This is a genomic window from Acinetobacter schindleri CIP 107287, assembly GCF_000368625.1.
Classification (GTDB): Bacteria; Pseudomonadota; Gammaproteobacteria; order Pseudomonadales; family Moraxellaceae; genus Acinetobacter; species Acinetobacter schindleri.
Window position 1 is genome coordinate 585,935 of record NZ_KB849575.1, and the last position, 13,425, is coordinate 599,359.

Here is a 13,425-nt window from a genome sequence, read left to right on the forward strand (position 1 = left end):
TTCATGCACCCGGTAGCATCAGTACACATATTATAAATGAGTAAGTCCATGTCATCAGGTCAGCAAGTACTGATTGAACTTAGAAAAATGATTATTTCAGGTGAAATTCCGGGCGGTGCTCGCATGGCTGAAATTCCAACAGCAGAAATGCTTGGAGTTTCACGTCAACCGGTGCGTATGGCATTTAAACTGCTTGAGCAAGAAGGATTATTATTAAAAAATCCAACCCGCGGCTATACAGTTAGAGAAATTTCTCCCAAGTTGATTCAGGATGCACTTGAGGTGCGAGGAGTGCTTGAAGGCCTGGCAGCAAAAAAACTGGCAGAAAAAGGGCTAAGTACGCAGCAAAAAGATCAGCTAATGCAGTGCATTACTCAAATAGAGCCAATATTTAAAAAAACTGAACTAAGTAATGAGGATATTGAAATCTATCATTATTACAATACCATTTTTCATAATACGATTATTCAAGGCTCAGATAATATCGCTATTGTGCAGGCTCTGAGTAAGAATAATCAGCTACCCATGGCTTCTGCCCAAGCCTTAACTTATGATAAAAATAATCCCCTCTCAGAAATTCGCCGTCTGCATCATGCCCATATTCAACACTGTGCCATTTTCAATGCTTTAAAAAATCGTGATTCAGCACGAGCAGAGAGTCTGATGCGTGAACATAGCCATGTAGTCACTCTGGGCGATATGATGCGTTCTATTTTTAATTCACATGCGCATTCCTAAGGTTAAGCCTTTTCTTTAAATAAAAAAATCCCTTCTGAGGGTGCAGAAGGGTGGAAAGTGGAGAAAGATTAAACTGCTAGTTCTAATGAGATAGCAGTTTTTTATTTTTTAAAGATCAATAACTAGCATTTTAGATTTTGCACGCGAGCAGCATGGAGTAAATTGATCTTGTGCCGCCTGTTCTTCTTCAGTTAAATACATATCCCGGTGGTCAATTTCACCCTCTACTACCTTCACTAAACAGGTACCACAAATACCCTGTTCGCAAGAAACAGGAATACTTACCCCAGCAGCTTCAAGTGCTTGTACAGCTGTTTGGTCTTGTGCAACATGGATCAGTTGGCCGGTTTTTTTAACTTTAATATTGAAACTACCATCTTCACTGGTATCAATTGCTGGAGCACTAAAGTGTTCTTTATGAATATGCGTCTCAGGCCAGGATTGCTGTTGGGCAGTCTGGATCACGAAATCCATAAAACCTTGTGGACCACATACATAAACATGATGTGCTAAGTCAGACTGAGCAAGCGCACTTAGTAAGTTGCAATGTGTGGCGGCTTCATCATCAATGTGCAGATGAACTGAATCACCTAGAAGATTGAGATCCTCATGAAAAGCCACTGCCGAACGGGTTTTAACAAAGTAAAACAGTTTGAAAGATTTTTTCAGTCGTTTTAACTCTTTGGCCATTGCCAGAATTGGTGTAATCCCAATCCCGCCTGCACATAGGACTGCATGTTCAAGCTCTGTATTCAGCTCAAACAGGTTACGGGGTTCACTAATCTGAATGCGTTGCCCCACCTGTAACTGTTCATGCATAAAGCGTGAGCCACCACGTGAGTTTGGATCATTCAGTACACCAATTACATAGCGGTGCTGTTCACTGCTGCAATTCGCCAAGGAATATTGGCGTATTAAGCCTTCGCCCATATATACATCAATATGGGCACCTGCTTTAAAAGGAGGTAGAGGCTCCCCATTACAACTCATGAGCTCAAATGAATTTATTTGAGAATTGTGTTGATGGATCTGATGAATGGTCACTTCCATGTGAGTGCCGCTCCTAAAATTTAAAAAATCAAAATACTGTTCTAAAACTTTAACTATTTAACCAAGCGTGACTGACGGAATCTGCTCTTTGCCTGCAATCTCGTTAACCTGTTCTTGGCTAATCAGACGATCAATCACTTTGCGTGCTTGCACTCCGCCTGCATCAATATTCAGCATCAGCAACTTGCGGTCAGGATAGCGGAGCAGGTTTTGTTGTTGCTGTTCCAGCATGTCCAGATCTTCAGAGAAAATCTTGCCTTGTCCTTCACGGATCTGATCTGTCAGTTCCGCATTCTCTGGCTGGAAGTGACGGGCCATACCCCAGAAATACCAGTGAGAGGTTTCTGTTTCAGGCGTAATAAAGTCCACCACAATAGAAGATACTTTATGCTCGGCAGCTGCCTGATAGCCACCTTTACCTGCATGTGCTACGCCAACTTCAATATGAACATTACTTGGCGCAAAGAAATGACAGATCTGCCAGCGGTCTACCGGAACATCATCAGCCAGATTGTTGCCTCTTAATGCCATTTGCCAGAATGGAGGTGCATAGATATTTTCCATATGGCGTTCTGTAATGACATGATCCCCATCTATACGAGTAGTAGGTGCTGCTTCATCAATTTCTTTTTGTCCAATACTGGCTGAGTGAACATAAGTTTCATGAGTAAGATCCATCAGGTTGTCAATCATCAGGCGATAATCGCAATTGATGTGGAACAATCCGCCACCATATGCCCATTCAGGATTCTCTGCCCATTCAAGTTCAGGTAACTGATCTTCACTTGCAAGTGACTGGTCACCTGGCCACACCCAGATAAAACCGAATTTCTCTATGACACTGAAACTCTTGTTACATGGAAAACCACGAACACGCTGTCCAGGCATAGCAACTGTCTTGCCATCACAGCCCATAACTAAGCCGTGATAACCACAAACCAGATTGCCATCCTCTACAAAGCCTAAAGATAGTGGAGCACCGCGATGTGGGCAGAAGTCTTCTACTGCATAGACCTTATTTTCTTTACCACGATAAAACACCATCTTTTCACCACAGATCTGACGACCTAATGGCTTTTCCATAACTTCTTCAGGACGCGCTGCCACATACCAAGCATTTTTAATGAACATATTCTGATCTCCTTATCAATTGGATCCAATTTATGACTATTGATGCGAATAGTCAATATAAAATGTACAATAAAAGTATAAATTGGATCCATTAATAATATTAAGGGGTAAAATCTGCTTTTATGATTTACTGATGCGTAACTAGTTTCTTTAAGAAATACGACTTGTGAAAAATTGTTTAAACTTTTTATAGTTGCTATCTTGAGCAGATTACGGATTCTGCCGAGTGTGAAGCATGGGAGAGTGCTATTTAAGACGTTCCTGTAAAGGGAAATAGTGTAATTGCAAAATTTGTAGTAAGAACTATTTATTATTACCTAGTATTATTATGACGATTTGCAAGTGATTGTGATCTTGTATAGATACTCCGATTGCCTGAAAACTCATGCAGGGGGGCAATCAATAAGTAAGATATAAAATAGATAATAGGCGAATTCAAACATGAGGTGCGACAGTTTCAAAAGCCATATGATAATCAACAAGCTGAGCAAATTTCTCTAATGGTGTAAGCCAATCTAACGCCTTTCTAGGACGAGTATTCAGTGACATGGCAACTTGATTTAAATAATGCTGATCTGCCTGATTTAAATCAATCCCTTTAGGTAAATATTGCCTAATTAAACCATTCATATTTTCGCATGTGCCTTTTTGCCAAGGTGAATGTGGGTCACAGAAATATACATCTATGCCTAAATCTTCTTCGAGTATTTTATGTTCTGACATCTCGCGTCCACGGTCATAGGTCAACGTTTTACGCAGTTCTGCAGGTAAATATTTCAGAGCTTCAGTTAAAGCCTTGCGCACTGATTCTGCCTTTGCATCAGGTAATGTTGCCAAGATACAGAGCCGTGTATTTCGTTCAATAAGTGTTGCTATCGAACTTTTATTGTCTTTACCTTTAATTAAATCAGCTTCCCAATGACCCGGTATTTTTCTTTCTTGAACTTCGGCTGGGCGCTCATGAATAGTTTTAATATCCTGTAATATAGAATCTTTTTTAGGTTCACCGTTAGCTTTTCGCTTTTTATTTTCATGACGCAGACAGGATAATAAGTCTTTTTTCAACTCACCCTTTGGTAATGCTCGTATCGTTGAATAAATCGTTGTATGGCTTACATTCATTGTTTGATCCAAATCAGGAAATGTCTTTAAACGCTTTGCTATTTGCTGAGGAGACCATAAACAACGGATCGCTTCAACAATAAATTTCCAGAGGATTGAATCGATTTTGAGTTTTCTGTGACCACGTCTACGTCTAGCGAAGGTGTTATCAGAAGCATATCGAGCTTGATAAACGTCATTGATGCTATTTCTTTTAAGCTCACGATAGATCGTACTAGGATGTCTTTTAATGAGTTCAGCAAATTTTCTGGCTGAAAAGCCTTCTTTTCTTGACTCAAGCATTAATGCAGTACGATCTTCAAAGTTAAGATGATGGTATGACAATTTTATATACTCCATAAACCCTTTAAATTAATTAGGTGGTTTATGTCGCACTTCAAGTTTTACTCTGCCATATTTATACGGTATTTTTTATGGTATATGCTGTTAAGAATTAATTTTTTATATTTATTAATCAAAAAGATAAAACTTCATTCTTATGCGCGCTGAGCGCACCATCTCCTTGTTTGATTACATTCGAATTAATCCTAATGTTATTAAAAATTAATAACTTATATTTTTCTGTTGTCCGATAATATCCGAAGGCGTTTTAGGATACTGTAAAAAGATGCCTAAATTAATTATCAGTCTTACAGACTCAAAAAATAAACAGCATTAGTAAAAAAGATGAATATCTAAAACTTCAATACCTCTTTTTTATCATTCTCTTGAGTAGGTTTACACCGTATATTGTATCTACCTAACATATTGCTATTAAAACGTATCAAGGGAAATGAGTGGAATTAAAACAGCTAAAATACTTTATCACAATTGTAGAGTCTGGAAGCCTGGGCAAAGCTGCACAAAAACTAGATGTTGGAACATCTGCTTTAAGTCAGCAAATTGCTAAACTGGAAGATGAGCTATGTACCCGCCTGTTAAGCCGTACTTCTACCGGGGTTACACCTACTCCAGCAGGGTTAGCTTTTTTTAAGCAAGCGCAATTATCATTACGTCATGTACAGTATGCAATTGAGGCCGCGCATTCCTCTCGTCTAACAGGTCATGTAAGCGTGGGCTTTTCACCAAGTATTGCATCTGTACTGGGCATACCATTTATGCAACTCATGTCCGAACGCTATCCGGATATCAAGATTCATTTAGTGGAAAGCTTATCTGGAAACCTCACCAATCTTGTCAATTCAAGACAACTTGATATTGCTATTATTTTTACACAGGACGTAGATGCCAATTGGTCTGTTCAGCCTTTATTAAAAGAACAAATGTTTTTAATGGCTAACAGAGCCTTATTACAACAACATGATTTAGAAAATTGTATTCAAAACGGCCAAATTGATTTGGAAAGAGTAAACCGTTTACCACTCGTTTTACCTAGCCAAAGACATGGTTTACGTAAGTTCTTAGACCAGAAAGTAGAGTTATTAGATGTTGATTATGAGGTCGATGGACTGCATTTACTGATGAACTGTGTCAGTCACTTAAATATGGCTACGATTCAGCCTGTGAGTGCTCACTTCGATTATCTTAAATCTGATATTTGCTTGTTGAAAGTAGTCGAACCAGAACTTGCCAGAATCAACTATTTAATTAGTATTTCAGAAGAAGAACTTTCTCCAGCAAGTCTTGCCACCAAAGTTGCAATAAAAATTTGTGTTAAGGAATTAATAAATAAAGGTTTATGGTCAGGTGCAGAACTATTAGACTTTTAGCCTATTTAATTTTATTAAACACCTATTTAAATTCAGCCTATCACTGAAATCCCTATTTTTAGTCTTAAATTGCATCAAATTCGAAAGGGAAGACATCGAATGCATGATGTAATTGTGATTGGCGGTGGGAATGCCGCATTATGTGCAGCACTCACTGCACGAGAAGCGGGTGCTTCAGTATTGCTTTTGGAGGCAGCTCCCAAAGAATGGCGAGGTGGAAACTCACAGCACACACGTAATTTACGTTGTATGCATGATGCACCTCAGGACGTGCTGATTGATGCCTATCCTGAAGAAGAATACTGGCAGGATTTATTAAAAGTTACTGCTGGTAAAACTAATGAGCATCTGGCTCGTCTCGTTATTCGTTCAACTGCAACCTGTCGTGACTGGATGCGTAAGCATGGTGTAAATTTTCAGCCACCTTTATCAGGGGCTTTGCACGTGGCACGCACCAATGCTTTCTTTATGGGGGGCGGAAAAGCCCTGGTTAATGCCTATTTCAGAAGTGCTCAAGATCTAGGGGTAGAGATTCGCTATAACACTAAAATTACTCAAGTGATTATTGAAGAAGGTGTATTTAAATCTGTCGTGGCAGAAGATGGTACGCGCTTTGAAGGTGCATCTTGTGTTTTGGCTGCAGGTGGTTTTGAGTCAAATCGCGAATGGTTGAAAGAAGCATGGGGTCAGAACGAAAATGGTGAATGGCCCGCGGACAACTTTATTATCCGTGGTACACGCTTCAACCAGGGTAACTTGCTGAAATTCATGATCGACCAAGGAGCCGATATTATCGGTGATCCATCACAATCGCACTGTGTTGCTGTTGATGCACGTGCACCGCTTTATGATGGTGGCATTTGTACACGAATTGATTGCGTATCTTTAGGCATTGTAGTGAATAAAAATGCCGAACGCTTTTATGATGAAGGCGAGGACTTCTGGCCAAAACGTTATGCGATCTGGGGACGCCTGGTAGCCAAACAACCGAACCAAATTGCCTACTCGATTATTGATTCAAAATCAGTGGGGCGTTTCATGCCACCTGTATTTGAAGGCACTAAAGCGAATACGATTGAAGAGCTTGCTGAAAAACTCAATCTAGATGTTGTAACACTATCTAAAACCGTCGCGGACTATAACCAGGCTTGTGTCAAAGGCGAATTCAACCATACTGTTCTCGACAACTGTCATACCGAAAACCTGACACCAGCTAAAACTCACTGGGCTGTGCCTTTGGATCAGCCACCATTTTATGCTTATGCATTACGTCCGGGGATTACTTTCACATACCTAGGATTGAAAGTCGAAGACGATGCGGCAGTACGTTTTAATAATAAACCAAGTCCCAACTTGTATGTAGCAGGCGAAATGATGGCAGGGAATGTGTTGGGCCAAGGATATACCGCAGGTGTAGGCATGTCGATTGGCACAACCTTTGGACGTATTGCTGGTAAAAATGCGGCAAAAGCTGCATTAAAGCAGGGAGTTTAAAATATGAATGCAAATGTAAAGACTTTAATTCCTGTAGTGCAGCTAACCGATAATGAACAACAAGTAAAACAGGCTTTGCAGATTTGTAATGCCTGCCGTTATTGTGAAACGTTCTGTGCTGTATTCCCTGCCATGACGAAACGTCTTGAGTTCACTCAGGCAGATATTCACTACATGGCTAATCTGTGCCATAACTGTGGTGCCTGTCTGCATGCCTGTCAGTATGCACCGCCACATGAATTTGGTGTGAATATTCCACAAGCGATGGCGCAAGTCCGTCTGGAAACCTATCAGGAATTTGCAGTACCTGCTTCTTTTGGCTCAATTTATAAGAAAACCGGTATTCCATTGGTTTCTGCAATGTCTGTGCTTTTCTTCTTGCTCATGTTGGGTGGTGTTTGGCTAAATGGTACTGATTTATTCGGTCGCTACCAAGGTAATTTCTATGCGATTTTTCCGCATAACTTCTTGGCAGTGTTGTTCGGCTCAGTATTTATTGTGGCATTCATTCTACTCGGTTTAGGGATTGCGAAATTCTGGAGACAGACTTCAAAAATTATTCCAGAAGGTGTGGCACAACCAGATATTCTACAAGCCTCTAAAAATGTACTAACGCTAAAATATCTGGATGGTGGACATGGTAAAGGCTGTAATGAAGAAGATGATCGTTATACCCAGATCCGTCGTATTTTCCATCACTTCACTATGTATGGCTTCTTACTTTGCTTCGCTGCGACCAGTGTTGCGACACTTTATCACTACTTCTTAGGTTTACAGGCACCGTATGGTTACACCAGCTTGCCTGTCATTCTGGGAACACTAGGTGGCTTAGGTTTGGTGATTGGTCCAATTGGCCTTCTATATCTGAATATCAAACGTCATCCTTTGCATGGTGATGCAAAACAGAAACCAATAGATCGCGGTTTTATCTTCTTACTGCTGCTGATCAGTATTACTGGCCTGGCTTTATTGGCTTTCCGTGATACTTCAGCGATGGCTTTATTACTGATTATCCACTTGGCTACCGTAATGACCTTCTTCCTGACTATTCCTTTCGGCAAGTTTGCCCATGGATTCTACCGCAGTGCGGCCTTATTAAAATTTGCAGTCGAAGAGCGTGTTGCAAAACATCGTGCAAAAACTAAGTAAAGATTTAAACACCCAAACCAGAACAGGACCATGGAGGTCGATGATGGCTATAGGTAAGAGATTTAAAAACCTAAATGGACAACAAGTAAGTTATAAGGAAGTAACAATCATGAAAAATCTAAAATTAATTGCAGTCGCATGCGCCAGTTTAGCAGTCGTAGGATGCGGCACTGGCAATGCATCTAAAGATCCTGGTCAGCCAAAGCGCCCTGAATGTATTGCTCCAGCCAAACCAGGTGGTGGTTTTGACATGACCTGTAAGCTTATTCAGTCAGGTTTTAAACAGACTGAAACCCTAAAAGACCCGATGCGTGTGACTTATATGCCGGGCGGTGTCGGAGCAGTCGCGTATAACAAGATTGTGAATAACGATCCGGCAAATAATAACGCGGTGATTGCATTTTCTACTGGTTCACTTTTGAACCTGGCACAAGGGAAATTCGGTAATTTTACTGAAAAAGACGTGAAATGGCTGTCTGGTGTGGCCGTAGATTATGGTCTGGTTTCTGTACATAAAGATTCACCATTAAAAACGCTGGACGACTTAATGAAAGCCCTGCAAAAAAATCCAAAAGCAATCAGCTTTGGGGGGGCAGGTAGTGTAGGCGGCCAGGACTGGATGCAAACTGCCATTCTGGCGAAGAAAGCTGGTGTGAACCCTGCTGATATGAGCTTTGTGGCACTTGAAGGTGGTGGTGAAGTCCTGACTTCGCTGCTTGGTCAACATATTCAGGTGGGTGTGGGGAATGTCAGTGAAGTAGGCGCTCACCTCGAAGCAGGTAATATCCGAATTCTGGCTGTTTTCTCTGACAAACGTTTAGAAGGTAAATTCTCTCAGCTACCAACTGCAAAAGAGCAGGGCTATGATCTGGAATGGCCTGTAATTCGTGGCTTCTATATGGGTCCAAAAGTCAGTGATGAAGCCTTTAACTGGTGGAAAAATGCTTTTGATCAAATGATGGCTAACCAGAAGTTCGATGCAGTACGTGAAAATCAAGACTTGTTGCCATTCGAGTTGACCGGTGAAGAACTGACTGCTTATGTCTATAAGCAGACTGCGGAAATGCGTCAGTTATCTGAAGAATATAAATTGTCAAAATAACAAAAGAACTGAGTTGAAAACCATTTTCAGCTCAGTTTTTGTTTTGAGGGTAGATGATGAAATCTGAACGTATTCTTACGGGCATCATTGCGGTCTGCGGATTATTTTTACTGATCTATGCTTGCAGTTTTGAAGCTCCAATTTCCTACGATCCAGTAGGACCCAAAGCCTTTCCAATTTTACTAATGGGCTTAATTACAGCAAGTGCAGTCTATCTGACCGTACGTCCAGCCATCATGTTTGAACCGGTTGAACTGGGATGGACCAAGCATTTGCTGGGCAAGCTAGTGCTGTGTGTACTGGCCTTGACCGTATATGCAGTTATTTTTGAAGGGTTCGGCTTTATCGTTGCGACCTTACTCATGACCATTGCAGTGGGCAAGCTTTTTAATGGCAAAACCATTCCAGTGGCAATCACAGGTCTGGTTCTCAGTATGTGTACCTACTACCTGTTTGACCGTGTACTAGACGTGCCATTACCACTCGGATTCTTCGGTTAAGGATGACAACGATATGGATATATTAAATTTTTTAATGATGGGATTTGAAGTTGCCTTACAACCACAAAATCTTCTTATTGCTTTTATCGGTGCATTTATTGGTACGATTGTCGGTCTATTACCGGGCTTAGGACCAATCAATGGTGTAGCCATCCTGTTACCGTTTGCTTATGCGCTCGGCTTACCTGTAGACAGTGCTTTAATTCTCTTGGCAGCAGTTTACTTAGGTTGTGAATATGGTGGTCGTATTTCTGCAATTCTACTCAACGTACCGGGTGATGCTGGCGCGATTATGACCACCCTGGATGGCTATCCGCTAGCACAGCAAGGTAAAGCAGGCATTGCATTATCACTGTCCTCCGTTAGTTCGTTTATTGGGAGTACGATTGCTTTTATTGGAATCGTATTGTTTGCACCGTTATTGGCGAAATGGGCGATTGCCTTTGGACCAGCAGAATACTTTGCATTGATGGTGTTTGCCATTGTCTGCTTAACTGGTCTGGTGAGTACGCAGCCATTTAAAACCCTAATCATGGCGCTGATGGGCTTAGCGCTATCAACCGTTGGGATGGATGCCATTACCGGTGTATATCGCTTTACTTTTGATAGTGTTGGTCTTAGTGATGGTATCGCCTTTACTACTTTGGTGATCGGCCTATTTAGTGTTAGCGAAATTTTATTGATGCTAGAACGTACTACGATTGGCAAAGTTGTGCTGAAACAAGGTAAACGCTCATTATTTAACGTCAAAGAATTCTTTAGCGCATTGGCTACCATTATTCGTGGCTCTCTGATCGGATTCTTCTCTGGAATTTTACCAGGCGCAGGTGCAACTGTAGCAAGTGCGATGGCCTATACCACTGAACGTAAAATGGCACGTGACAACAGTCAGTTTGGTAAAGGGGATTTACGTGGTCTGGCAGCGCCAGAAAGCGCTAACAATGCAGCAGCTTGTGGTTCATTTGTACCAATGCTGACTTTAGGTGTACCTGGTTCAGGAACAACTGCGGTCATGATGGGTGCGTTAATGATGTATAACATTACCCCTGGCCCACAATTATTTAGTGAACAGCCAACATTGGTGTGGGCACTGATCGCATCTCTAATGATCGGTAACATTATTCTGCTGGTCTTAAACCTTCCATTGGTTGGCTTCTTTGCCCGTATGTTAAGTGTGCCAAGCTACATTCTGATTCCGATTATTGCGACAGTGAGCTTTGTTGGTGTTTACGCCATTCACTCCAATATCTTCGACCTATTGCTATGCATGGGCTTAGGTGTAGCGGGTTATGTATTAAGAAAATTTGACTTCCCATTGGCACCGCTAATTCTTGGCTTTGTTTTAGGCGAGTTAATGGAGTCGAATCTACGTCGTGCGTTATCTATTTCTCAAGGTGAACTCAGCATCTTGTGGAGCAGTAATATCAGCATGGGACTTTGGTTGATGTCAGCATTGTTACTGATTCTTCCAGTAGTACGTAAATACCTGTTCATCAAAAAGCATCAAGCTTAACTAGACAATAATAATGATCAGTTTGTGCTGATCATTATTGCTTAGGATTATGAAAACAATAATGTTAAATGCCAAAGGATTGGCCATTGCTCTGCTTGGGGCAATACTCGCGAAATATCTGCATATTCCTTTGCCATGGCTACTCGGGCCGTTGCTGGCTGCATTATTCATGGGAAGTGTTGGAAAGCCATTGTCCTGCCATTCTCACTGGCGTAAAGGAGGGCAGATTATTATTGGTATGGCACTCGGTCTATATTTTACCCCAGCCTTGGTACAAGCTATTTCTGCGTATTGGGGCTTCATTCTGCTCGGTATTCTGTGGTCGCTGGTGCTGGGTACCATGTTGGCAGTGCTGCAATATCGGATCAATAAACTGGACTGGGCCACTGCATGGTTTTCTTCAGCAATTGGCAGTGCCAGTGAAATGGTTAATATTGCCGAGCAATACAATGCCCAGGTCGATAAAGTGGTGGCTGCACATAGTCTGCGGATTGTGATTTTGGTAGTGCTTGTCCCAATTTTTATGGGACTGTATTTTCAGGTCGAATGGTCTGATCTGATCGTGCAGGATACTGAACGTTATGGATTTGATCAGGTTCTGCTGCTTTTTTTACTGGCTTTATTTACAGGCAAAATCTTTCAATATTTTAATTTTCTTAATGCTTGGATTTTAGGTCCACTGACGATCATTGGTCTTTTGTCTTTTTTTGGCATTTTACAATTTCGCTTTCCAGAGTGGTTTATTGCCTTTGGGCAACTCTGTATTGGCTGGTCGTTAGGCAGCAAATTTCCATTTAGTTTCTTAAAAAACAGTAAAAAATTTATCGGATTGACTGTTTTATTCAATTTATTGGCATTGGCATTGTCTATTATTTTTGCCTTGCTATTGATTCGCTTAAGCCATGCCGATACTCAGATTCTGATTCTAGGGCTATCTCCCGGTGGAATTGCTGAAATGTCCTTAATGGCGAAAGCCTTGGGACTGGCTGTGCCGATTGTAGTGGCTTTTCAGCTTTCACGCCTGATTTTTGTGATTTTAACTACTCGTTTTTTTTATCAACGTAGCCTGCAACTTCTTTTTAAATCTATGAATAAATCTCAGGAGATGGATCACTGATGAATAGTGACGTGTATATACGGATTTCATATAAAGATTGGGTGTATCAGCTACAGCATGATGGCTTGCTTTTAAAATATATCCCTCATCAGGATATCCAGTTGTGTACAGTGGCGGTTAAAACTAATCCTAGAGCGCTTAAGTACGTACAAGTGCAAAATGATGAAATGTGCTTACTCGCTGTTTCAAACTGTGGTGATACGCTCAAATATGTCAAAAATAAAACTCATCGAATATATCTAAAAGCTTTAGAAAATGAAGGATTAGCGATTCGCTATATTGATAATCCAACAGCAGAGATGTGTTTAACTGCAGTTAGACAAAATGGTTTTGCTCTTAAATTTATTCAACAACAAAATGAATTCCTGTGTAAAACAGCTGTCTTTAACAATCCTTATGCAATTAAGTATGTGCACGATAAAACTCAGGAAATATGTCTATTAGCAGTTCGAGCTGATGGAAATACATTGCAATATATTCCTGAGCCCACTGATTTAATTTATGAAGAAGCTGTCAAATCAAAGCCAGAAGCAATTAAATATATTCATGATCAAAGCGAGTATATTTTAAGACTTGCGCTAAAGAAAAAACCTTATGTTATTCAATATGTCAAAGAATGCCATGAAGCTGTCTGGCTAGATGCAATTCGAAAAAATTCATAATTTATCAAATTCTTAAAAAATAAAAATAAAAATGAAAAATTAATAATTCATGCCATTCGGCAAAATCCAACTTCTATTAAATATCTTGATGAACAACCAGAACATTTATGCAGGTTGGCTATTTCCCTGGATTACGAA

Annotated in this window: 12 protein-coding genes; 9 read left to right on the forward strand and 3 right to left on the reverse strand. The window is 40.7% G+C overall.

What is annotated here, in order from left to right; all coding sequences use genetic code 11:
* The first annotated feature begins 48 nt into the window (after window positions 1-48).
* Window positions 49-738 (forward strand): GntR family transcriptional regulator, encoded by a 690-nt coding sequence (locus F955_RS05980; RefSeq protein WP_004892390.1) that lies wholly within the window; start codon window positions 49-51, stop codon window positions 736-738.
* 108 nt (window positions 739-846) lie between these two features.
* On the opposite strand, the gene F955_RS05985 is transcribed toward F955_RS05980, so the two are convergent.
* From F955_RS05985 to F955_RS05995, 3 genes are all read right to left on the reverse strand, one after another.
* Window positions 847-1,788 carry a PDR/VanB family oxidoreductase gene (locus F955_RS05985; RefSeq protein WP_004892393.1) on the reverse strand — a complete coding sequence of 314 codons (942 nt, stop codon included), beginning with the start codon at window positions 1,786-1,788 and terminating at the stop codon, window positions 847-849.
* A gap of 57 nt (window positions 1,789-1,845) precedes the next feature.
* Complete coding sequence (locus F955_RS05990) at window positions 1,846-2,919, reverse strand: aromatic ring-hydroxylating dioxygenase subunit alpha (RefSeq protein WP_004892396.1); 1,074 nt, start codon at window positions 2,917-2,919, stop codon at window positions 1,846-1,848.
* A 435-nt stretch (window positions 2,920-3,354) separates the two neighbouring features.
* Window positions 3,355-4,380: an IS30-like element ISAba125 family transposase gene (locus F955_RS05995; protein ID WP_004994718.1), complete on the reverse strand. Its 1,026-nt coding sequence runs from the start codon at window positions 4,378-4,380 to the stop codon at window positions 3,355-3,357.
* Between the two features lie 437 nt (window positions 4,381-4,817).
* Here F955_RS05995 and F955_RS06000 point away from each other — a divergent pair, with 437 nt between their 5' ends.
* The 8 genes from F955_RS06000 (at window position 4,818) to F955_RS06035 (ending at window position 13,287) form a co-directional block, all read left to right on the forward strand.
* Window positions 4,818-5,750 carry a LysR family transcriptional regulator gene (locus tag F955_RS06000; RefSeq protein WP_004892399.1) on the forward strand — a complete coding sequence of 311 codons (933 nt, stop codon included), beginning with the start codon at window positions 4,818-4,820 and terminating at the stop codon, window positions 5,748-5,750.
* Window positions 5,751-5,849: 99 nt separating this feature from the next.
* Window positions 5,850-7,244: an FAD-dependent tricarballylate dehydrogenase TcuA gene (gene tcuA / locus F955_RS06005; RefSeq protein WP_004892401.1), complete on the forward strand. Its 1,395-nt coding sequence runs from the start codon at window positions 5,850-5,852 to the stop codon at window positions 7,242-7,244.
* A gap of 3 nt (window positions 7,245-7,247) precedes the next feature.
* Entirely contained in the window at window positions 7,248-8,393 is a 1,146-nt protein-coding gene (gene tcuB / locus F955_RS06010) for a tricarballylate utilization 4Fe-4S protein TcuB (RefSeq protein ID WP_004892403.1), read from the forward strand.
* Between the two features lie 43 nt (window positions 8,394-8,436).
* Entirely contained in the window at window positions 8,437-9,495 is a 1,059-nt protein-coding gene (locus F955_RS06015) for a Bug family tripartite tricarboxylate transporter substrate binding protein (protein WP_004892406.1), read from the forward strand.
* 53 nt (window positions 9,496-9,548) lie between these two features.
* Entirely contained in the window at window positions 9,549-9,995 is a 447-nt protein-coding gene (locus F955_RS06020) for a tripartite tricarboxylate transporter TctB family protein (protein ID WP_100222411.1), read from the forward strand.
* A 13-nt stretch (window positions 9,996-10,008) separates the two neighbouring features.
* The gene (locus F955_RS06025) at window positions 10,009-11,508 is read left to right on the forward strand and encodes a tripartite tricarboxylate transporter permease (RefSeq protein ID WP_004892411.1); all 1,500 of its coding nucleotides are present in this window, start codon (window positions 10,009-10,011) and stop codon (window positions 11,506-11,508) included.
* A gap of 49 nt (window positions 11,509-11,557) precedes the next feature.
* Entirely contained in the window at window positions 11,558-12,625 is a 1,068-nt protein-coding gene (locus F955_RS06030; RefSeq protein WP_026056739.1) for an AbrB family transcriptional regulator, read from the forward strand.
* Window positions 12,625-13,287: a DUF4116 domain-containing protein gene (locus F955_RS06035; protein ID WP_004892416.1), complete on the forward strand. Its 663-nt coding sequence runs from the start codon at window positions 12,625-12,627 to the stop codon at window positions 13,285-13,287. Before F955_RS06030 ends, F955_RS06035 begins: the two co-directional genes overlap by 1 nt.
* The last annotated feature ends 138 nt before the right edge of the window (window positions 13,288-13,425 follow it).